Origin of the sequence: Tepidimonas alkaliphilus, from assembly GCF_007556595.1 — a bacterium.
GTDB classification, from domain to species: Bacteria; Pseudomonadota; Gammaproteobacteria; order Burkholderiales; family Burkholderiaceae_C; genus Tepidimonas; species Tepidimonas alkaliphila.
The window spans coordinates 1-21685 of sequence record NZ_VJNB01000010.1 but is presented as its reverse complement, the minus strand read 5'-3'; the positions used below and the strand labels follow the sequence as shown (position 1 = coordinate 21685).

The 21685-nt window shown below is 69.9% G+C and carries 19 protein-coding genes; 6 read left to right on the top strand and 13 right to left on the bottom strand.

Annotation, left to right across the window (positions count from 1 at the left end):
• From Talka_RS09375 to Talka_RS09350, 6 genes are read right to left on the bottom strand one after another with little or no spacing between them, the layout of a single operon-like run.
• Entirely contained in the window at window positions 1-783 is a 783-nt protein-coding gene (locus tag Talka_RS09375) for a lysophospholipid acyltransferase family protein (protein WP_143890986.1), read from the bottom strand.
• Window positions 773-2095, bottom strand: coding sequence for a dihydroorotase (locus tag Talka_RS09370; protein ID WP_143890984.1), 1323 nt, complete (start codon window positions 2093-2095; stop codon window positions 773-775). The genes Talka_RS09375 and Talka_RS09370 overlap by 11 nt, the downstream gene beginning before the upstream one ends.
• A complete protein-coding gene (locus Talka_RS09365) occupies window positions 2092-3051 on the bottom strand; it encodes an aspartate carbamoyltransferase catalytic subunit (protein ID WP_143890983.1) in 960 nt (319 codons plus the stop codon). Before Talka_RS09365 ends, Talka_RS09370 begins: the two co-directional genes overlap by 4 nt.
• Window positions 3048-3608 carry a bifunctional pyr operon transcriptional regulator/uracil phosphoribosyltransferase PyrR gene (gene pyrR, locus Talka_RS09360; RefSeq protein WP_143890981.1) on the bottom strand — a complete coding sequence of 187 codons (561 nt, stop codon included), beginning with the start codon at window positions 3606-3608 and terminating at the stop codon, window positions 3048-3050. The genes Talka_RS09365 and pyrR overlap by 4 nt, the downstream gene beginning before the upstream one ends.
• On the bottom strand, window positions 3605-4045 hold the full coding sequence (gene ruvX, locus Talka_RS09355; RefSeq protein ID WP_425472664.1) for a Holliday junction resolvase RuvX: 441 nt from the start codon (window positions 4043-4045) through the stop codon (window positions 3605-3607). Before ruvX ends, pyrR begins: the two co-directional genes overlap by 4 nt.
• A complete protein-coding gene (locus Talka_RS09350) occupies window positions 4012-4689 on the bottom strand; it encodes a YqgE/AlgH family protein (RefSeq protein WP_143890979.1) in 678 nt (225 codons plus the stop codon). Before Talka_RS09350 ends, ruvX begins: the two co-directional genes overlap by 34 nt.
• Window positions 4690-4714: 25 nt before the next feature.
• On the opposite strand from Talka_RS09350, the gene Talka_RS09345 reads away from it, so the two are divergent.
• Window positions 4715-6301 (top strand): cryptochrome/photolyase family protein, encoded by a 1587-nt coding sequence (locus Talka_RS09345; RefSeq protein WP_143890977.1) that lies wholly within the window; start codon window positions 4715-4717, stop codon window positions 6299-6301.
• Here Talka_RS09345 and Talka_RS09340 read toward each other — a convergent pair.
• The gene (locus tag Talka_RS09340; RefSeq protein WP_143890975.1) at window positions 6240-6416 is read right to left on the bottom strand and encodes a rubredoxin; all 177 of its coding nucleotides are present in this window, start codon (window positions 6414-6416) and stop codon (window positions 6240-6242) included. The two genes, Talka_RS09345 and Talka_RS09340, sit on opposite strands and share 62 nt — an antisense overlap.
• A gap of 32 nt (window positions 6417-6448) precedes the next feature.
• Between Talka_RS09340 and Talka_RS09335 the strand changes: the two genes are divergently transcribed.
• The 3 genes from Talka_RS09335 (at window position 6449) to Talka_RS09325 (ending at window position 9619) form a co-directional block, all read left to right on the top strand.
• On the top strand, window positions 6449-7348 hold the full coding sequence (locus Talka_RS09335; protein ID WP_143890973.1) for a bifunctional hydroxymethylpyrimidine kinase/phosphomethylpyrimidine kinase: 900 nt from the start codon (window positions 6449-6451) through the stop codon (window positions 7346-7348).
• Between the two features lie 6 nt (window positions 7349-7354).
• Window positions 7355-8650, top strand: a complete 1296-nt coding sequence (hemL, locus tag Talka_RS09330; protein WP_143890971.1) for a glutamate-1-semialdehyde 2,1-aminomutase — start codon at window positions 7355-7357, stop codon at window positions 8648-8650.
• Between the two features lie 75 nt (window positions 8651-8725).
• Window positions 8726-9619 (top strand): cyanophycinase, encoded by an 894-nt coding sequence (locus Talka_RS09325; RefSeq protein ID WP_185970118.1) that lies wholly within the window; start codon window positions 8726-8728, stop codon window positions 9617-9619.
• A gap of 35 nt (window positions 9620-9654) precedes the next feature.
• On the opposite strand, the gene Talka_RS09320 is transcribed toward Talka_RS09325, so the two are convergent.
• From Talka_RS09320 to glnK, 3 genes are all read right to left on the bottom strand, one after another.
• Window positions 9655-10428, bottom strand: coding sequence for a sulfite exporter TauE/SafE family protein (locus Talka_RS09320; RefSeq protein WP_143890967.1), 774 nt, complete (start codon window positions 10426-10428; stop codon window positions 9655-9657).
• 143 nt (window positions 10429-10571) lie between these two features.
• Window positions 10572-11996: an ammonium transporter gene (locus tag Talka_RS09315; RefSeq protein ID WP_143890965.1), complete on the bottom strand. Its 1425-nt coding sequence runs from the start codon at window positions 11994-11996 to the stop codon at window positions 10572-10574.
• Window positions 11997-12042: 46 nt separating this feature from the next.
• Complete coding sequence (glnK, locus tag Talka_RS09310; protein ID WP_143890963.1) at window positions 12043-12381, bottom strand: P-II family nitrogen regulator; 339 nt, start codon at window positions 12379-12381, stop codon at window positions 12043-12045.
• A gap of 157 nt (window positions 12382-12538) precedes the next feature.
• On the opposite strand from glnK, the gene Talka_RS09305 reads away from it, so the two are divergent.
• Together Talka_RS09305 and Talka_RS09300 are read left to right on the top strand one after the other, a co-directional pair.
• Window positions 12539-14098, top strand: coding sequence for a YifB family Mg chelatase-like AAA ATPase (locus Talka_RS09305; RefSeq protein WP_143890962.1), 1560 nt, complete (start codon window positions 12539-12541; stop codon window positions 14096-14098).
• A gap of 33 nt (window positions 14099-14131) precedes the next feature.
• Window positions 14132-16606 carry a GspE/PulE family protein gene (locus tag Talka_RS09300; RefSeq protein WP_246100645.1) on the top strand — a complete coding sequence of 825 codons (2475 nt, stop codon included), beginning with the start codon at window positions 14132-14134 and terminating at the stop codon, window positions 16604-16606.
• Between the two features lie 17 nt (window positions 16607-16623).
• On the opposite strand, the gene metH is transcribed toward Talka_RS09300, so the two are convergent.
• The 3 genes from metH to Talka_RS09285 all read right to left on the bottom strand — a co-directional run.
• Window positions 16624-19347, bottom strand: a complete 2724-nt coding sequence (gene metH / locus Talka_RS09295; RefSeq protein ID WP_425472667.1) for a methionine synthase — start codon at window positions 19345-19347, stop codon at window positions 16624-16626.
• A 162-nt stretch (window positions 19348-19509) separates the two neighbouring features.
• Entirely contained in the window at window positions 19510-21129 is a 1620-nt protein-coding gene (locus tag Talka_RS09290) for an AAA family ATPase (RefSeq protein WP_143890960.1), read from the bottom strand.
• Window positions 21129-21685 (bottom strand): hypothetical protein (locus tag Talka_RS09285; RefSeq protein ID WP_221933878.1); only part of this gene is annotated, 557 nt, incomplete at its 5' end. The genes Talka_RS09290 and Talka_RS09285, both read right to left, overlap by 1 nt.

Here is a 21685-nt window from a genome sequence, read left to right as displayed (position 1 = left end):
TCAGCCGCACGGCGGTGGCAGCCCGGCCAGCCGCGCCACTTCGGCGCGCAGATCGGCGGCCCAGACCCGGCGGTCGCGCCCCTGCGCGGTCTGCGGCGCGCCCCAGTGCAGCTCCACCGCCAAGTCGGGCGCACGCAGCACGCGCCACAGGGAAGCCAGCAGCGTCATGTCGCCGACATAGACCGGCGCGTCATGACGCTGCTGGGGGGCGCTGGCGTGACGGTAGGCGATTCCCAGCGGCACCACCGGCCGCCCGGTGGCCAGCGCCGCTTGCAGCAGGTTGGCATGGAAGGGCAGCACGGTGCTGCCGTCGCTCGTCGTGCCTTCCGGGAAGAACGCCAGCACGTCGCCAGCCTGCAGCCGCTCGGCGGCCAGGTGGACGACGCGCAACGCGTCGCGGCGGCTCGTGCGCTCGATGAACAGCGTGCCGGCGCCAGCCACCAGCGCGCCCAGCAGCGGCCAGCGGTGCACGTCGGCCTTGGCGATGAAGCGGCACGGTCGCACCGCGTCCACCGCCATGATGTCAAGCCACGACACATGGTTGGCCACCACCAGGCTGCCCTGCGGCGGCGGCGCGCCGTGCACGCGCAGCCGCACGCCCAGCAGCTCAAGCAGCCGCCGCGCCCAGTCCTGCACGCGCCGCGCGCGCTCGGCTTCGTCCCAGCGCGGAAAGTGGTGCCGCACCGTCCACAGGCCGCGCAACACGTGCCCCAGCAGCCGCAGCGCCCGCAGCAGCGCCTGCGGCCACGGACGACGCGGCGCCGGAACCGGCTTAGCGGGCATCGGCTTCGTAGGCCACATGCCCGCCGACCACCGTGGCGCGCACGCGCGCCGGCAGCTCGTGCCCCTCGAACGGCGTATGGCGCGACTGGCTAATCAGCGCCGCCGGCTCCACGCGCCACGGCGCCGCCGGATCGAGCACGCACAGGTCGGCCACGCCGCCAACCGCCAGCCGCCCGACGCTGGCCTGCAGCGTGCCCAGGCGCGCGCCCAGCACCCGCGCCGGCCCGGCGGTGACGACCTCCAGCGCGCGCTGCAGCGGCACGCCGTCTTGCTCGGCCCACTTCAGCGCCAGGCCCGCCAGCAGCTCCACCGCGCTGGCGCCAGGAGCGGCCTCGCCAAACGGCAGCAGCTTGTCGTCGGCCGACACCGGCGTGTGGTCCGACACCAGCGCGTCGATCGTGCCGTCGGCCAGCCCCTGACGCAGCGCTTCGCGGTCGCGCTGCTGGCGCAGCGGCGGGCGCAGCTTCATGCGGGTGTCGAAGTAGCCGATGTCGGTGTCGATCAGCAGCAGGTTGTGCACGCTGACGTCGGCGGTCACCGGCAGACCCTCGGCCTTGGCGCGGCGCACCAGCTCGACGCCAGCGGCGGTGCTCAATCGGCAGACATGCAGCCGCACCGGGGCCCCCTCGGCGCGGCCCGCCACGCCGCGCAGCAGCTCCAGCATCGTCTGCAGCGCGATGACTTCCGCCGCCGCCGGCACACCGGGCAGGCCCAGCCGCGTAGCCAGCGGGCCGCTGGCCATCGCCCCCTTGGACAGCCACGGCTCCTCTGGCCGCAGCCACAGCGCGTAGCCGAACGTGGCCGCATACTGAAACGCGCGCAGCAGCACCTGGGTGTTGACGATCGGGCGATCGGCTTGGCTAAAGCCCACGCAGCCGCGCTCGCTCAAGTGCGCCATCTCGGCCAGCACCTCGCCGGCCAGCCCGCGCGTCAGCGCCCCAAGCGGAAAGACGCGGCAGCGGTGCAGCGCCGCGGCGCGCATGTGCAGCATATCCACCAGGCCCGGCTCATCCAGCACGGGGTCGGTGTCGGGCGGGCAGACCAGGCTGGTGACGCCGCCGGCCACCGCGGCGGCGGTTTCGCTTTCCAGCAGGCCGGCGTGCTCGCCACCCGGCTCGCGCAGCCGCACGCACAGATCCACCAACCCCGGCAGCACCCAACAGCCGGCTGCCGACAGCACGCGCTCGGGCGTGAAGTCAGGCGGGATGCTGCCAAGGCCGATGATGCGCCCAGCGGCGATGGCCACGTCGGCCACGCGGTCGGCGCCGCTGGCGGGGTCGAGCACGCGCCCGCCTTGAATGAGCAGCTTCATGCTTCGTTTCCTGCCAGGATGCTCATGACCGCCATGCGCACCGCGATGCCGAAGGTCACTTGCGGCAGCACGACGCTTTGCGCTCCATCGACCACGCTGGAGTCGATCTCGACGCCGCGGTTGACCGGCCCCGGGTGCATGACGATGGCGTCCGGCTTGGCCCAGCGCAGCCGCTGCGGCGTCAGGCCAAAGCTCTTGAAATACTCCTGACTGGACGGCAACAGCGCGCCGCTCATGCGCTCGTTCTGCAGCCTCAGCGCGATGACGACGTCGCAGTCGCGGATGCCCTCCTCCAGCGAGTGACAGACGCGCACCCCCAGGTGCGACAGGTCGCTCGGCACCAGCGTGCGCGGCCCCACTACGCGCACGTCCGGGCAGCCCAAGGTGGTGAGCGCGTGGATGTCGGAGCGCGCCACGCGCGAGTGCAGCACGTCGCCGACGATGGCCACCGACAGGTTGCTGAAGTCGCCTTTGTAGTGGCGGATGGTGTAGGCGTCCAGCAGCCCCTGCGTGGGGTGCGCGTGGCGGCCGTCGCCGGCGTTGATGACGTGCACGTGCGGCGCCACGTGCTGCGCGATCAGGTACGGCGCGCCGGACTCGCTGTGGCGCACGACGAAGATGTCGGCGGCCATCGCCGACAGGTTGGCGATGGTGTCCAGCAGCGTCTCGCCCTTGGCGGTGGAGGAGCGCGCGATGTCGAGGTTGAACACGTCGGCCGACAGGCGCGTGGCGGCGATCTCGAACGTCGTGCGCGTGCGCGTGCTGTTTTCGAAGAACAGGTTGAACACGCTCTTGCCGCGCAGCAGCGGCACCTTCTTGACCTCGCGCGCGTTGACGCCGACGAACTGCTGCGCGGTGTCGAGGATCTGCAGCAGGATCTCGCGCGGCAGCCCCTCGGTGGACAGCAGGTGGATGAGCTCGCCGTGCCGATTGAGCTGGGGATTGGGCCGTCTCATCGCGCCGCCTCCGCCGGATCGCCGTGCTCCAGCAGCACAAAGCCGAAGCGCCCGGCCTCGTCGCGCGTCAGCTCGAACGACTGCTGCGGCGGCAATGGCAGGCGCACGGCGGCGGCGTCCGCCGCCACCGGCAGCTCACGCCCGCCGCGGTCCACCAGCACCGCCAGCCGCACGCTCGCGGGCCGCCCGTGGTCGAACAGCTCGTTGAGCACTGCGCGCAGCGTGCGGCCGGTGTAGAGCACGTCATCGATCAGCAGGATGTGCGCGCCCTCGACGTCGAACGGCAGGCGCGTCTGCGCGGCGCTGGCGCTCAAGCCCCGCTGGGCGTAGTCGTCGCGGTGCAGGGCGGAGCTGACCACCCCGACCTGTCCAGGCAGACCCAGCTCGCGCTGCAGCCGCTCGGCCAGCCACGCCCCGCCGGAGGCCACCCCGACCAAGTGCGTCGGCTGCGGCCCGGCGGCCAGCAGCGCCTGCACGGCCCGCTTAAGCTCGGCATACAGCGCTTCAGCGTCCAGCGCCAGCGTCCCCCCAGCCGCCGGGGGCGGGGCAGCGTTCATGGCAAGCTCCTCAAGTATTGTTCCAGAATGATGCAGGCGGCGGCCGCGTCCGCGTCGCGCGCGCCGGCGGCCAGCGCCTCAGTGGTGCTGTAGCGCTCATCCACCTCCACCACCGGCAGGCCCAGGCGCCCGTGCAGCTGGCGCGCGAAACGCTGCGCCTGGCGCGTCTGCTCATGCGGCGCACCGTCGGGGTGCAACGGCACGCCCACCACCAGCGCATCGGGCTGCCACTCGCGCACCAGCGCCTGCAGCCGCGCCCAGCGCGCCTCGCCCTGCTCGACCACGGTGCCCAGCGGGGAGGCGGTGGCGGTGAGGCGGTTGCCGCTGGCCACGCCGATGCGCCTGAGGCCCCAGTCGAAGGCGAGGAAGGTTTGCGCCTGCGTCGGCACTTTGCCCCAGATGTTCATGCGCGCCCCGCGCCCGGCGTCAACATCCATGGCTGCAAGCCCAGCAGCCCCAACGCCCGCTCGTAGCGCTGCGCCAGCGGCACCTCAAACAGGATGGCGGGATCAGCCGGCACCGTCAGCCAGGCGTTGTCGCCGAGCTCTGACTCCAGCTGTCCCTCGCCCCAGGAGGAAAAGCCCAGCGCCAGCAGCAGTCGCCTCGGGCCCGCGCCGACCGAAACCGCCTCCAGCACGTCGCGCGAGGTGGTCAACTCCAGCCCCGCCCCGGGCACCTTGAGCGACGAAGCATAGACGGTGGCGGGGCGCGGGCGCGCAGGGTTGGCCTCTGCGGCCTCGCCCGCTTCGGCTTGGGCAGACTCGTCTTGCGGCTCATCGATCAGCAACGGCACCGGCTCGCCCATGTCGTCGTGCAGCACGAAGCCGCGCTCCATCTGCAGCGGCCCGCCGCGCAGCACCGGCTGGTCGGCCCACTCAGGCCGCCCAAGCGGCAGCTCCAGCCGCTCAAACAACTCCCCAAGGGTCACCCCCGCGCTCTTGTTGACGATCAAGCCCAACGCCCCTTTGGGGCTGTGCTCGCACACATACACCACGCTGCGCCCGAACAGCTCGTCGTTCAGACCGGGCATGGCGATCAAAAAATGGTTCGTCAGATCAACCGGGGTAGCATCCTCGCTCATCGCGTTCGATTGTACGGCCCGCCCTATGACGCCCGCTGCTCGTTACGACACCGGCTTGATGTGGTTCCGCCGCGACCTGCGCGCGCACGACAATGCCGCGCTTTACCACGCGCTGCGCAGCTGCCGGCGCGTCTGGTGCGCGTTTGTGTTCGATACGGCCATCCTGCAGCCGCTGCTGGATCGCGGCCTGCGCGCCGACCGGCGCGTGGAGTTCATCCTGGCGGCGCTGGAAGATCTGGACGCGCAGCTGCACGCCCTTGGGCGCTCATTCGGCACCGACGACGTGCGGCTGATCGTGCGCCACGGCGCAGCCGTGGAGGAAATTCCGCGCTTGGCTGCGCAGCTGGGCGCACAGGCGGTGTGGGCGAACCACGACGACGACCCTTACGCGCTGACGCGCGATGCGCGCGTGCTCGGCGCGCTGGCGCACCAAGGCGCGGTGCTGCACACCTTCAAAGACCATGTGATTTTCGAGCGGCGTGAGGTGCTCAGCAGCCTGGGGCGTCCGTTTACGGTCTTTACCCCCTACAAAAATGCCTGGCTGCGCACGCTTGGCCCGTTTTACCTGAAGCCTTACCCGGTGGAGCGCTTCGGCGCGGCGCTGGCGCCGGTGCCGGCGGAGTGCGCCACCCCGCTGCCGACGCTGGCAGACCTCGGTTTTGAGACGACCAACCTGCGCCAGCTGCCGATGTGCACCGGCTCCAGCGGCGCGCGCGCGATGTGGGAAGATTTCCTCACCCGCATCGAGCGCTACCACCAAACGCGCGACTACCCCGGCATCAAGGGGCCAAGCTACCTCAGCGCCCACCTGCGGTTTGGCACGCTCAGCATCCGCGAGCTGGCCGCCGCCGCGCACGCCTTGCACGCGCGCGGGCAAGCCGGAGGCAGCGCCTGGCTCAACGAGCTGATCTGGCGCGATTTTTACCACCAGATCCTGGCCAACTTCCCGCATGTCGTCGGGCATGCTTTCAAGCCTGAATACGATCGCATCCGCTGGGAGCGCGGGCAGCAGGCCGACGAGCGCTTCGCCGCCTGGTGCGCTGGTCAGACCGGCTATCCCCTCGTGGATGCGGCGATGCGCCAGCTCAACCAAACCGGCTACATGCACAACCGGCTGCGGATGGTGACGGCCAGCTTTCTGACCAAAGACCTCGGGTTGGACTGGCGACTGGGGGAGCAGTATTTTGCCGACCACCTGCTGGACTTTGACCTGGCGGCCAACAACGGCGGCTGGCAGTGGGCCGCCTCCAGCGGCTGCGATGCGCAGCCCTATTTCCGCATCTTCAACCCGGTGGCGCAGAGCCGCAAGTTTGACCCGCACGGCAAGTTCATCCGCCGCTACGTGCCGGAGCTGGCCGCGCTGGACGACACCGCGATCCACGCACCGTGGGAAGCCAGCCTCGGCGCACTGGCCGCCGCCGGCGTCACGCTGGGGGTCACCTACCCGCGCCCGATCGTCGATCACGCCGAGGCGCGCCAGAAGACGCTGGAGCGCTACGCCGTCGTCAAGGCCGCAAACGAAGCAACAAGGGTCGGAGGCGGCGCCGCCGTCACAGCGGCACCATCTCGAAGTCTTCTTTGCGCGCGCCGCACTCAGGGCAAGTCCAGTTGACCGGCACGTCTTCCCAACGCGTGCCGGGAGCGATGCCATGCTCCGGATCGCCGGCAGCCTCGTCGTAAATCCAGCCGCAAATGAGGCACATCCAGGTGCGATAGGGGGTTGTCATGACGCGCTCGGGCAAAAAAGCACACCGTTAGAATGCATGGCATTGTAGTGGTTGCCATGACCGACGCCGCGCTCGCCCCTCCTGATGCCCCGACCAGCGCAAGCGGCACGCCATGCGTGTTGTGCTTCAACGCCAACGATCCCAGCGGCGCGGGGGGGCTGGCTGCGGACATGACCGCCCTGGTCAGCGCATCGTGCCACCCCCTGCCGGTGGCAACCGCCGTCTGGGTTGGCGACACGCGCCAGCGCCACCAGCTGCTGCCGCTGGAGGCCGACTGGATCGACGAGCAGGCGCGCGCGGTGCTAGAGGACATGCCGGTGCACGCGGTCAAGGTGACGCTGGCCGCCGCGGCCGACGGCGTGGCGGCAATCGGCTCGATCCTGAGCGACTACGACGAGCTGCCGGTGGTGACCTACGTGCCGGAGTTGGCCGCGCTGGACGACGGCGCGCGCGAGGCGCTGCTGGAGGCCGCCGCCGAGCTGCTGCTGCCGCAGACCGACGTGCTGGTCGGCAACCACCACACGCTGGCGCGCTGGCTGCTGCCGGACTGGGAAGACGAGCGCCCCCCTGGACCGCGCGACGTGGCGCGCGCCGCCGCCGCGCACGGCGTGGCGGCCACGCTGCTGACCGGCGTGGCGCGCGGCGAGCAGCTCGACAACCTGCTGGCCACGCCGGAGGTGGTGCTGGCCAGCGTGCCGTTCGAGCGCATCGACGCCACCTTCGCCGGGGCGGGCGATACGCTGGCCGCGGCGCTGGCCGGGTTGCTGGCGCAAGAAACCGAGCTGCCGGTGGCCGCCAGCCAGGCGCTGGCCTACCTCGACCAGGCGCTGGTGCACGGCTTTCAGCCGGGCATGGGCCACGCCATCCCGCAGCGCCTGTTCTGGGCCGACGAGGCCGACGACGACGAGGACGCCTCCACGAGCGAACGCTGAGCCGCCATGACCGACCGCAATCAACTCCTGTTCGACCGCGCCAAGGCCGTCATCCCCGGCGGCGTCAACTCCCCGGTGCGCGCCTTCAAAGCCGTCGGCGGCACGCCGCGCTTCATCACCCGCGCCGAAGGGCCCTGCTTCTGGGACGCCAACGGACGGCGCTACATCGACTACATCGGCTCCTGGGGGCCGATGATCCTCGGCCACGGCCACCCGGAGGTGGTCGAGGCGGTGCAGGCCGCCGTGCGCGATGGGTTCTCGTTCGGCGCGCCAACCGAGCGCGAGATCGAACTGGCGGAGGAGATCATCCGCCTGCTGCCGAGCCTGGAGATGGTGCGCCTGGTCAGCTCCGGCACCGAGGCCGGCATGAGCGCGATTCGCCTGGCGCGCGGCGCCACCGGCCGGCCCAAGATCATCAAGTTCGAGGGCTGCTACCACGGCCATGCGGATGCGCTGCTGGTCAAGGCCGGCTCGGGGCTGGCGACGTTTGGCCACCCGACCAGCGCCGGCGTGCCGCCGGAGGTGGTGCAGCACACGCTGGTGCTCGAATACAACAACGTCGAACAGCTGGAGGCGGCGTTCGCCGAGCACGGGCCGCAGATTGCCGCTCTGATGATCGAGCCGATCGCCGGCAACATGAACTTCGTGCGCGCCAGCGTGCCGTTCATGCGCCGCTGCCGCGAGCTGTGCACGCAGCACGGCGCGCTGCTGGTGTTCGACGAAGTGATGACCGGCTTTCGCGTCGCGCTGGGCGGCGCGCAAAGCCTCTACGCGCGCCTGATCCCGGGTTTCGAGCCGGACATGACGGTGATGGGCAAGGTCATCGGCGGCGGCATGCCGCTGGCGGCCTTCGGCGGCAAGCGCGCGGTGATGGAGCAGCTCGCCCCGCTCGGCCCCGTCTATCAGGCCGGCACGCTGTCGGGCAACCCGGTGGCCACGGCCTGCGGGCTGGCCACGCTGCGCGTCATCCAGCGCCCGGGCTTCTTCGAGCAGCTGGCGGCGCGCACGCGCGCGCTGGTCGAGGGCCTCAAGGCCGAGGCCGACCGCGCCGGCGTGCCGTTCAGCGCCGACAGCGAGGGCGGCATGTTCGGGTTTTTCTTCCTGCCCGAGCTGCCGCAGAACTACGCCCAGGTGATGGCCAGCGATGCACCGCGCTTCAACCGCTTCTTCCACGGGATGCTGGAGCGCGGCGTCTATTTCGCGCCGGCTTTGTATGAGGCAGGTTTTGTCAGCGCCGCGCACAGCGATGCCGAGATCGAGGCGACGTTGCAAGCCGCGCGCGCGGTGCTGGCTGCGCTCTGAGCACACCTGCTTGCCGCCCCCATGAATCGCCGGCAGAGCTTGGGGACGCTGGCCGCGTTGCTCGGAGGACCAACCGTGGCTGCCTCGGCAAGAGCGGCAACGCCCCCTCGACGTTATGGCCACCTTCTGGCCGTTGGCGGCGCCGAAGACCGCGAGCGCGACCGGCTGATCTTGCGCCGCTTCATCGAGCTCAGCGGCGGGCCGCAGGCCCGGCTGTTGGTGTTGACCGTCGCCAGCAGCGACCCTGCCGCGTCGTGGGAAGGCTACCGGCGCGTGTTCGAGGCGCTCGGGGCGCAGCGCGTGGAGCCGTTGGATCTGCGCGAGCCGGCCCAGGCCAATGACCCCGCCGTGGTCGATCGCATTCTGGACGCCGATGGCATCTACCTCAGCGGAGGCGATCAGCGCCGCTTGATGGGGGTGCTGTGGGAAAGCGCAGCCGCGCGGGCGCTGCATTTGGCTTTTCACGTGCGCGGCTGCTGCATCGGCGGCACCAGCGCGGGGGCGGCGGCGCTGTCACGCCAGATGCTGGCCATCGGCGAGCCGGCCCTGCGCCCCTACCGTGATGCGGTGTCGCTGGACATCGGCCTGGGGTTGCTGGCCAGCGCCATCATCGATCAGCATTTCAATGAGCGGCACCGGCTGGCGCGGCTGCTGTCGGCCCTGGCCCTGCGCCCCGATCTGCTCGGCGTGGGCATCGACGAAGACACCGCGTTGCTGATCGAGCGCGGCCGCAGCGTTGAGGTGTTGGGCAACGGCGCGGTCACGCTGGTCGATGCACGCCAAATGCGCACCAACGTGCGCGAAGCCGACCCTGAGCAGCCGTTGCAGATGTTGGACGTGCGCTTGCACCTGCTGCCGGCAGGCACGCGCTACGAAGTGGTCGATCTCGATCCCCGCGTGCCGGCTCCGCCGCCGGCTTTGCGCCAAGCGCTAGAGCTGCTGGTGCGACCGGGTCCAATCCGCGGCTGAACAGCGCCACGCCGCGCGCCCGCGAGCCGACGCCGCTACGACGCGCGCACGAGCGGCGCGTAAGCGTCCCAGCCGGTCTTGGCGATCAGCGCCGTCACCACCAGCAAGAAGGCCCCGCGCACAAAGCCGGCGCCGTGCCTGAGCGCCAGCCGCGTGCCCAGCAGGCTGCCGGCCACGTTGGCCAGCGCCATCGCCAGCCCCAGCGCCCACCAGACGTGCCCCTTCCAGGCGAACAGCCCCACCGCCGCCACGTTGGAGGTGAGGTTGAGCAGCTTGGCCGCGGCGCTGGCGTGCAGGAAGTCGTAGCCGAGCACCCGCACGAACGCGAACACGAGGAAGCTGCCGGTGCCGGGGCCGAAGAAGCCGTCGTAGAAGCCGATCGCGCCGGCCACCGCGCACGCCGCCAGCGTCTCGGCACGGCCGCGCCAACGCGGCGCGTGGTGCCGCCCCAGATCCTTGCGCGCCAGCGTGTAGAGCAGCAGCGCCAGCAGCACCCACGGCAGCGCGCGGCGCAGCGGCTCGGCCGGCGCCTGCGTCACCAGCCACGCCCCGGCCCAGGCGCCGGCCCAGCACACCGCCACCGCCGGCAGCAGGGCGTCCCACGGCAGCCGCACGCGGCGCGCGTAGCGCCACGTGGCCGCCGCCGTGCCCCACATCGAGGCGCTCTTGTTGGTGCCGAGCAGCGTGGCCGGCGCCGCCTGCGGGAACGCCGCGAACAGCGCCGGCACCAGGATCAGCCCCCCGCCGCCCACGATCGCATCGACGAAGCCGGCCAGCGCCGAGGCGGCCGACAGCCAGATCCATTCCATCGCGCGATGGTAGCCGCTGGCGGCGCTCGCGCCGGCGCGCCGCTGACGCCCCCGCGACCGCTGCCGCGCGCAAAAAAGGCCCGGGCGCCTGCGCGGCAGCCCGGGCCCCAACCCCCAGCGGACGTCGTGTCGGGGTCAGGCGATCAGCGGTTGTAGGCCGACTCGCCGTGGTAAGTGATGTCCAGCCCCTCGCGCTCCTCTTCCTCGGTGACGCGCAGGCCGATGATCATGTCCACGATCTTGTAGGCGATGGCGGCGACCACGGCGGACCACACCATCGTGATGACCACGCCCTCGGCCTGCACCAGCAGCTGGCTGGCGATGCTGAAGTCCTCAGCGCCGGTGCCGCCCAGGCCCGGCGCGGCGAACACGCCGGTCAGCAGCGCGCCGACGATGCCGCCGACGCCGTGCACGCCGAAGACGTCGAGCGAATCGTCCGCACCCAGCATCTTCTTCAGGCCCGTCACGCCCCACAGGCACAGGAAGCCCGCAACCAACCCGATCACGATGGCGCCCATCGGGCCGACCGAGCCGCACGCCGGCGTGATCGCCACCAGGCCCGCCACCGCGCCGGAGGCCGCGCCCAGCATCGAGGCCTTGCCCTTCAGCAGCGCCTCGCCGATCGCCCAGGCCAGCACCGCCGCGGCCGTGGCCACCAGCGTGTTCAGGAAGGCCAGCGCCGCACCGGCGGTGGACTCCAGGTTGGAGCCGGCGTTGAACCCAAACCAGCCCACCCACAGCAGCGAGGCGCCCACCATCGTCAGCGTCAGGCTGTGCGGCGGCATCGCCTCACGGCCGTAGCCGATGCGCTTGCCCAGCATGTAGGCGCCCACCAGGCCCGCCATCGCGGCGTTGATGTGCACCACGGTGCCGCCGGCGAAGTCCAGCGCGCCCTTGCCGAGCAGGTAGCCGCCCGGGCCCCAGACCATGTGGGCGATCGGCAGGTAGCTGAACGTGAACCAGATCGCGGAGAACAGCAGCACCGCGCCGAACTTGATGCGCTCGGCGAACGAACCGACGATCAGCGCGCAGGTGATGCCGGCGAACGTGGCCTGGAACGCGACGAAGATCAGCTCCGGGATCTTGACGTTCTCGGTGAAGGTGTCCGCCAGCGACTCGGTCGTCACCCCCATCAGGAACACCTTGTCGAGCGTGCCGATGATCGCGCCCTCGCCGCCGAACGCCAGGCTGTAGCCGTAAATGGCCCACAGCACGCTGATCAGCGAGAACACCACCATCACCTGCATCAGCACCGACAGCATGTTCTTGCTGCGCACCAGGCCGCCGTAGAACAGCGCCAGACCCGGCAGCACCATCAGGATCACCAGCAGCGTGGCGGTCATCATCCACGCCACGTCGCCCTTGTCGACGGTGACGGCCGGCTTGGCCTCCCCCTCGGGGGCGGCGGGGGCCGCGGCGGCCGCGGCCTCGGCGGCGGGCGCCTCGGCCGGCGCGGTGGCGGCGGGGGCCGGCGCCGCATCCTTCGGCGGCTCGGCGGTCTGGGCCAGGGCGGCGGCGCTGAACCACAGTCCCAGCCCCACGCACAGGGTCGTGAGCAATCGTTTCATGGCAGTTCCCTCAGGCATGGTTGGCGGTGGTGGATGGGGGTGGCGCTCACAGCGCGTCGGCGCCGGTCTCGCCGGTGCGGATGCGGATCACCTGCTCCAGCGGCAGCACGAAGATCTTGCCGTCGCCGATCTTGCCGGTGCGCGCCGCGCCTTCGATGGCCTCGATGACCTGCTCGACGCGCTCGTCGGGCACGGCGGCCTCGACCTTGACCTTGGGCAGGAAGTCGACGACGTACTCCGCACCACGGTAGAGCTCGGTGTGGCCCTTCTGGCGCCCGAAGCCCTTGACCTCGGTGACCGTAACGCCCTGCACGCCGATGGCCGAGAGCGCCTCGCGCACCTCGTCCAGCTTGAACGGTTTGATGATGGCGGTGACCAGTTTCATGGCTGTCCTTTCCGTTGGGTGGAGCGCCTTGCCCAGCGCCTCATCCTTTGCAAAGCACAATCTGTGCCAACTCGGAACCCCCCGCGAGAAAGCGGCCCGTATGGCAAGATTGCCCTCCAGCGACGACCTCGGCAAAAAAAGGGAGGGGTACCCGACCATGAGCTTGTGCGTGGTGCGCAGCCGCACGCTGGTGGGCTTGCAGGCTGTGCCGGTGCACGTCGAAGTGCATTTGGCCAACGGATTGCCCAGCTTCACCCTGGTGGGGCTGGCCGACACCGAAGTCAAGGAAGCGCGCGAGCGCGTGCGCGCCGCGGTGCAAAACAGCGGTCTAGATTGGCCCTTCAACCAGCGCATCACCGTCAACCTGGCCCCGGCTGACGTCCCCAAAGAGTCGGGACGGTTTGACCTGCCGATCGCCCTGGGCGTGTTGGCCGCCAGCGGCCAGCTCGATGTGGCCGCGCTGCAGGGGATGGAGTTTGCCGGGGAGCTGTCGCTGACCGGCGCGCTGCGTCCCGTGCGCGGGGCGCTGCCGGCGGCGCTGGCGCTACGCACCGAAATGGTGCATGGCGCACCACCGTGCACGCTGGTGTTGCCGCCGCAAAGCGCCGAAGAAGCGGCGCTGGTGCCAGGCTTGAGCGTCGTGCGCGCCACGCACCTAACAGCGGTGCTGCACGCGTTGGGCGCCACCTTGCCGGCGCACGTCGAGGTTCCTGCCTGCGGCTGGCAACGCCTGCCGGCGCCGACGCCCCCCGATGCCGACCCTCCCAGCCTAGACCCTGACTTGGCCGACGTCAAAGGCCAGGCCGCCGCACGGCGGGCGCTGGAGATCGCCGCCGCCGGCGGGCACAGCCTGCTGCTGGTCGGCCCGCCTGGCAGCGGCAAGTCGATGCTGGCGCAGCGCCTGCCGGGGCTGCTGCCGCCGCTGGACGACGAGGCGGCGCTGGAAGCGGCGGCGATCGCCTCGCTGGCCGGGCGCTTCCGGCCCCAGGATTGGCGGCGGCGCCCGTGGGCCGCGCCGCACCACAGCGCCAGCGCGGCGGCGTTGGTGGGCGGAGGCTCGCCGCCGCGCCCAGGCGAGATTTCGCTGGCCCACCATGGCGTGCTGTTTCTCGATGAGCTGCCCGAGTTTTCCCGCGCGGCGCTGGAGGCGCTGCGCGAGCCGCTGGAGACCGGCTCGATCCGGCTGTCGCGCGCCCAGTGGCAAGTCGAATACCCCGCACGCTTTCAGCTGGTGGCGGCGATGAACCCGTGCCCATGCGGCTACCTGGGCTCCACCGTGCGCGCCTGCCGCTGCACGCCGCAGCAAGTGCAACGCTACCGCGCGCGCCTAAGCGGCCCGCTGCTCGATCGCCTCGACCTGCAGGTGGAAGTGCCAACGCAACCGCCTGCGGCGCTGCTGGCTGCGCCGCCGGGCGAGCCCACGGCAGTGGTGCGCGCGCGCGTGCAGGCAGCGCGGCAGCGGGCCCTGCAGCGCCAGGGCTGCGCCAACCACGCGCTCCAAGGCGAAGCGCTGCTGGCCCACGTGCAGCTGGACCCCGCGGCGCAGCGCCTGCTGGAGCAGGCCGCCTTGCGGCTGGGCTGGTCGGGCCGCGCCACCCATCGGACGCTGCGCGTGGCGCGCACCATCGCCGATTTGGCTGCCAGCCCCACCGTGCAAGCCATACACGTGGCCGAAGCCCTGCAATACCGCGCCGCCGACATCGGCTTGCCCGCATAATCGCACGCAGTTGTCGCCTTTCTGCCACGTGTCATGGCCCCTGCTGCCGACTCCAGCTCCTCTACCGATCCTGCCCTGCGCTGGCCCACCCCGCCCTTCATCGGCTACGGCGCTGCGCCCTTGCCCAGCCCGCAGCCCTGCGAAATCGAAGGGGTCAACGGCCAAGTGCGCGCCTGCCAACTGGTGGCCTGGGAGCCCGAGCAGGGCCAGGCGCGCATTCAGGTGCCGCCGTCCAAGGCTGTGCTGCCGCTGCGTCTGGACATGTTTCGGCGCCTGACGTTGACCACCCCGCTGGCGCCCGATGACGTCCGTGACTTGCCTTCCGACGGCCCGCTGCAAGCGCTGATGGAGCACCGTCCGCGCCTGCCGTATCACCTGGAGCTGGTCGATGGCTCGCGCCGCGACGGCCACACCGTCGGCTACGTGGAAACCGATGTCGGCGTCTATTTGTTTGAGCCGCTGGACGAACTCGGGCGCGTGCGCCGCGTGTTCGTGCCGCGTTCGGCCTATTTCAAGCTGCAAGTCGGCGAAGCGATCGGCCATGTGCTGGTGGAGCAGCACGCCCTCAGCCCCGAACAGGTGGAGCTGGCGGCCCGCGAGCAAGCGGCCATGCGGCAACGCAAGCTGGGCGACTACCTGGTCGTCAAAGAAATCATCAAGCCTGAACAACTGCTGCAGGCGCTCGAGGAGCAGCAGCGCATGCCGCTGGTGCGCATTGGCGAGGCGCTGACCGCGCTGGGCTTCATCACCCCGGCGCAGTTGGACGAAGCGTTGCAGCGCCAGCGTCAAGAGCGCAGCATGCCGCTGGGCGAGCTGCTGGTGCAAAGCGGGCAGATCACGCGCGAGCAGCTGCGCGTGGCGTTGGCGCGCAAGATGGGCTACCCGGTGGTCGATCTCAAGCAGTTTCCCATCGACCCTGAAGCGCTGCGCCGCGTGCCGCTGGCCACCGCGCGCAAGCTGCGCATTGTGCCGCTGCTGTGGCAGCACGGCACCCTCATCATCGCGGCGGAAGACCCCTCGCAGCGCGCGGTCATCGATGAGCTGGAATTTTCGCTGCAATGCAAAGTGGTGCCGACCCTGGCCAGCGCGCCGCTGGACAGCGCCGCCGTCGGCGAAGCCTACGCGCGCTTCGGCATGGACAGCGCTGCTGCGACCGCGCCCGCCCGGGCGGATGAGCCGCCGCTGAGCGCCGAGGCGCTGCTGGAGTCGCTGCAGGCCGACGCGCAAGGCGACGATGAGCCGCAAGCGGCGGTGGAGCAGTCCGACAACTCACTGGTGCGCTTGATCAACTCCATCATCATCGAAGCGCATCAGCAAGGCGCCTCCGACATCCATATCGAAACGTATCCCGACAAGCGCAAGGTGCGCATCCGCTTGCGCAAGGATGGTCGGCTGCGCCCCTACATGGAGCTGCCGCACACCTACCGCGCCGCGCTGGTGGCGCGCCTCAAAATCATGTGCGATCTGGACATCGCCGAGCGGCGCAAGCCGCAGGACGGCAAGATCGATTTCGCGCGGTTTTCGCCCCAACACCGCATCGAGCTGCGCGTGGCCACCATCCCCACCTACGGCGGCGCCGAGGACGTGGTGCTGCGCATTTTGGCCTCGGCCCGCGCGATGAGCATCGACGAGCTGGGCTTGAGCGCGCCCAACCGGCAAGCCTTGCTGGCCGCAGCGCAGCGCCCGCATGGCATGCTGCTGTGCGTGGGCCCCACCGGCAGCGGCAAGACCACCACGTTGCATGCGCTGCTGCAGCATCTCAACACCCCTGACCGCAAGATCTGGACCGCCGAAGACCCCATTGAAATCACCCACCCCGACCTGCGGCAGGTGCAGGTCAACCCCAAGATCGACTGGACGTTTGACAAGGCGTTGCGCGCCTTTTTGCGCGCCGACCCCGACGTCATCATGGTCGGCGAAATCCGCGACAGCGAAACCGCGCGCATGGCGATCGAGGCGTCGCTGACCGGCCACCTGGTGCTGTCCACCCTGCACACCAACAGCGCGCCAGAAACGGTGGTGCGGCTGCTGGATATGGGCATGGATCCATTCAACTTCGCCGACTCGCTGGTGTTGGTGCTGGCGCAACGGCTGGTGCGGCGGCTGTGCCGCCAGTGCGTGCGGCTGGCCCCGCCCAGCGAGGCAGAGCTTGAGGAGCTGATCGAAGACTACCGGCACGCCTTTCCCGAAGCCGTGCGGCCCACAGCCGAAGCCGTGCGCGCCGAATGGGCCGCGCTGCTGCCGCCGTCCAGCTGGCAAGTGGGGCATCCGGTGGGCTGCGCCGCTTGCGATCAGACTGGCTTTAAAGGGCGCGTTGGCGTGCACGAACTGCTCAGCATCGACGCCACGCTGCGCCGCCTCATCCAAACCAAAGCCCCTGCGGAGACGCTACAGCAAACCGCCATGGCCGGCAGCCCGTTTCGCACGCTGCGTCAAGACGGCATTTTGAAGGTGCTGCAAGGTCTGACCACCTTGGAGGAAGTGCGCGCCGGCACCGCCAGCAGCTAAAAACGCGGCATCAGCGCTCAGAGATTGGGCGCCAGCCAGCGCTGCAGCTCCTCCACCGGCAGGCCGCGGCGCTGGGCCATGTCCTCCAGCTGATCCTGCCCGATTCTCCCGACGTTGAAGTAGCGCGCCTGCGGGTGCGCCAGATAAAAGCCGCAGACGCTGGCCGCCGGCGTCATCGCCAGGCTCTCGGTCAGCCCCATGCCGATGTCGGCCGCCCCCAGCAGATCAAACAGCGCCGGCTTGACGGTGTGGTCCGGGCACGCCGGGTAGCCCGGCGCCGGGCGGATGCCCTGGTAGCGCTCGGCGATCAGTTCTTCGTTGGTCAGGCGCTCCTCCGGCGCGTAACCCCACAGCTCGCGGCGCACGCGCTCGTGCAGCCACTCGGCCGCGGCCTCGGCCAGCCGGTCCGCCAGCGCCTTCAGCATGATGGCCTGGTAGTCGTCGTGCGCGGCCTCGAACGCCTGCGCGCGCTCGTCGGCCCCGTGGCCCGCCGTCACCGCGAACGCTCCCACCCAGTCCGCCACGCCGCTGGCCTTGGGCGCGACGAAATCCGCCAGGCAGCGGCTCGGGCGCACAGCGCCATCCACCTCCTCCTTCGGCGTCTGCTGGCGCAGGTTGAACCAGGTCAGCACCGGCTGCGTGCGCGCCTCGTCGGCGTACAGCACGACGTCGTCGCCCTCGCCGCTGGCGGGCCAGAAGCCCAGCACCGCGTGCGCCTGCAGCCAGCGCCCCTCGATCAGGCGCCTGAGCATCGCCTGCGCGTCGGCGTAGAGGCGCCGCGCCTCCTGCCCCACCACCTTGTCGTCGAGGATGGCCGGAAAGCGCCCGGCCAGATCCCAGGTCTGGAAGAACGGCGTCCAGTCGATGTAGCGGGCGAGCTCCGCCAGATCCAGGTGCTTGAGCACCCGCCGGCCCGTGAAGCTCGGGCGCACCGGCTGCCAGGCGCCCCAGTCGATCGGCGTGCGGTTGGCGCGCGCCTTGGCCAGCGGCCACAGTTCCACCGGCTTCCTGGCGGCGTGCTGCTGGCGCACGCGCTCGTAGTCGGCGCGCACCTCGGCGACAAAGGCGTCGCGCTGCTCGCCCAGCAGCGCCTGCGCCACCCCCACTGCGCGCGAGGCATCCGGCACGTACACCACCGGGCCGCGGTAATTCGGCGCGATCTTGACCGCCGTGTGCACGCGGCTGGTGGTGGCCCCGCCGATCAAGAGCGGCACGCCGCGTTCGACGAACCACGGATCCTTGTCCATCTCGGCGGCCACATGCTGCATCTCCTCCAGGCTCGGCGTGATCAGGCCCGACAGCCCCACCGCGTCGGCGCCGACCTCCTTGGCCTTGGCCAGGATCTCGTGGCACGGCACCATCACGCCCATGTTGACGACGTTGAAGTTGTTGCATTGCAGCACGACGGCCACGATGTTCTTGCCGATGTCGTGCACGTCGCCCTTGACGGTAGCGATCACGATGGTGCCGCGCGGCTTGACCTCGCCGCCCTCGGCCTGCAGGCGCGCCTTCTCGGCCTCGATGTAGGGCACCAGGTGCGCCACCGCCTGCTTCATCACGCGCGCGCTCTTGACCACCTGCGGCAGGAACATCTTGCCGGCGCCGAATAGGTCGCCGACCGTGTTCATGCCGGCCATCAGCGGCCCCTCGATCACCTCCAGCGGCCGGCCGCCGCGCGCCTCCACCTCGCGCCAGCACGCCTCGGTGTCCTCCACGATGTGGTCGGTGATGCCGTGCACCAGCGCGTGCTGCAGCCGCTCCTGCACCGGCAGCGCGCGCCACGCCTGCTGCGCCGCCTCGTCCTTGGCCGCGCCTTTGACCTGGTCGGCGATCGCCAGCAGCCGCTCGGTGGCGTCCGGGCGGCGGTTCAGCACCACGTCCTCGACGCGCTCGCGCAGCTCGGGGTCGAGCTCGTCATAGACGCCGATCTGCCCGGCGTTGACGATGCCCATGTCCATGCCGGCGCGGATGGCGTGGTAGAGGAACACCGTGTGGATCGCCGCGCGCACCGGCTCGTTGCCGCGGAAGGAGAAGCTGACGTTGGACACCCCGCCCGAGACCTTGGCCCCGGGCAGGTTGGCTTTGATCCAGCGCGTGGCCTCGATGAAGTCCACCGCGTAGTTGGCGTGCTCCTCGATGCCGGTGGCGATGGCGAAGATGTTGGGGTCGAAGATGATGTCCTCGGGCGGGAAGTCCACCTCCTCCACCAGGATGCGGTAGGCGCGCCGGCAGATCTCGATGCGCCGCGCCAGCGTGTCGGCCTGCCCCTGCTCGTCGAAGGCCATCACCACCGCCGCCGCGCCGTAGCGGCGCACCAGCCGCGCCTGGCGGCGGAACTCCGCCTCGCCCTCCTTCAGGCTGATCGAGTTGACCACCCCCTTGCCCTGGATGCACTTCAGGCCCGCCTCGATCACCTCCCACTTGGAGGAGTCGATCATGATCGGCACGCGCGCGATGTCGGGCTCGGCGGCGATCAGGTTGAGGAAGCGCACCATGGCGGCCTTGCTGTCCAGCATGGCCTCGTCCATGTTGACGTCGATGATCTGGGCGCCGGCCTCCACCTGCTGGCGCGCCACCGCCAGCGCGTCCTCGAAGCGCCCCTCCAGGATCATGCGCGCAAACGCCTTCGACCCCGTGACGTTGGTGCGCTCGCCGATGTTGACGAACAGGCTGCCCGGCCCGATGACCAGCGGCTCCAGGCCGGAGAGGATCATGGGGGGAATGGGCTGCGACGTTGGAATTTCAGGCGGGTTGGAGGAGTCGGCGCTATGCGGCTTCACGACAAAACCTATCGGGCTGGCCAGCTTAAAGGGGCCGCATTTTAGGGCCAGCCCTCCAACGGCGCTCGGGGCATTGAAGCCAGCACCTCCGATGATATGCCTCGATGCTTTGCGCCGCTGGACTCACATCCCCCACACCCCGATGGTGCGAGCGCCCACCGTTGCGCTGCGATGGAAGATCTTGTCGTCCCAGCTGATGCCTGGCCGGCGGTCGAAGACGATCAGATGCGCTTCCTGCGCTCCGCACTGCTCGGCGTAGGCGGCGGTCTGGGTGAGGCCCTCCTCGATCGTGGCCTCCAGGCTCTTGTGCAGGATTTTCAGTTCAAGGACGACGCGCTGCACGGGCCCGAGAAAGCCCTGCGCTTCATCGAGCGGCCACTCAAGGAAGAGGTCGGTTCTGCGCCGCCCCAGGCCATACTCGCGGCTGATGCGCCCGCCTCCGTTGACGATCCTCTGCAGGAAGGCTTGCAAGAGCAGCTGCGGGCCGGCTTCCTTGTATTGAAAGCGCTCGATCCAGGCGTCGGCGTTTTCGCGGAAAAACTGCTGGAAGGCGGCAAGGAGCTTGTCGAGGTCAAGACGGCGGTCTTGCGGTCGGACATACCAGGTTTGCTCGTGGGTGATGCGGGTCTGCGTGGTGTAGGTCAGTTCACGAGGAATGACTTCGCGGTAGATGCGGTTGGCAATCCTCCACTGCGGCCGGGATTGGATGAGGCCCAGATCCTCGACGTATTGCAGGTCATCGAGCGGCACGTGCTCGTGCAGGGCGTCGGCCTCGCGGTCGTCGGCGGCCAGGATCGCCGCGATGACGCGGTGCACGCGCGGCTCCCGCAGCTTGTCGGTGAGCTGATCGAGGTGCGTGGCGCGGCTCTGGATCAGGCGCTCACGCGCCGCTTTGTAGCGCTCCAGCGTCACCGGCAGACTGCGGTTTTTGCGCAGCTCCTTGTCCTGCCAGGTGCATTCGTGCCCCAGGGCGTTGACCAGCCACGGCTGGCCGCGGGTGTCTTCCCAAAGTTCCGGCCAGATGGCTTCATCGAAACGCTGGCCGGTGGCTTCGGTGTGCTGCAGCCACAGTGCGCGCGTTTCCTCTTCGCTGAAGTTGCCCAACCGGATCGAGGCGGCCTTGATGTTGAAGGCGCTGCCCCCGGTGATGATCTCGCCGTCGCCGCTGTGGATGCGGTAGTCGCGCACGTCTCTGACCCCGCACAGCACCACCGTCTGCGGAAACGCCATCGGCCGCTGCGCGTAGCCGGCGCGGATCTGGCGCAAAAGGGAAATGAGCGTGTCGCCGACCAAGGCATCGACTTCGTCCAGCAGCAGCACGGCGGGACGCTTGCCATCCATCTGGCTCCAATGCCGCAGCAGGGCGGTGAGCCGGTCACGAGGGTCGATGGCCTCGCCTTCACGGCGATACCACTCATAGAGTGCGCGCTCGCCGGTGCTGTCCTCAATGCTCCGAGCGATGGCGTGACAGGCGGCGCTGATGCCGGCTCGCACATCGCCGCGAGCGGCCTGCGCGCCTTCGATGTTGGCGTAGGCGCAGCGGTAGCGACCTTGGGCGTTCAAGTGCTGCATCAACGCCAGCAGCGCCGTGGTCTTGCCGGTCTGGCGCGGGGCGTGCAGCACGAAGTAGCGCTTGGCCTCGATCAGCGATTCGATCTCCGCCAGATCCACGCGCGTCAGTGGATCCAGCAGATAGTGATCACCCGGAATCGACGGACCGGCGGTGTTGAACTGCTTCTCCATCACATCCCCCACACGCCAATCGCGCGGCCGCCGATGGTCTCCGTGCGATGGAAGATCTTCTCCTCCCAGCTGCGCCCGGGCCGGCGGTCGAAGACGATCAGATGCGCTTCCTGCGCTCCGCACTGCTCGGCGTAGGCGGCGGTCTGGGTGAGGCCTTCCTCGATCGTCGCCTCCAGGCTCTTGTGCAGGATTTTCAGTTCAAGGACGACGCGCTGCATGGGGCCGAGAAAGCCCTGCGCTTCATCCAGCGGCCACTCAAGGAAGAGGTCGGTGCGGCGACGCCCTAGGCCATATTCGCGGCTGATGCGCCCGCCTCCGTTGACGATCCTCTGCAGGAAGGCTTGCAAGAGCAGCTGCGGGCCGGCTTCCTTGTATTGAAAGCGCTCGATCCAGGCGTCGGCGTTTTCGCGGAAGAACTGCTGGAAGGCCGCAAGGAGCTTGTCCATGTCCAGCCGGCGGTCTTGGGGGCGGACATACCAGGCCTGCTGCTGCGGCAGCATGTATTGGGTGCTGAAGGTGAGTTCGCGCGGGATGACTTCGCGGTAGATGCGGTTGC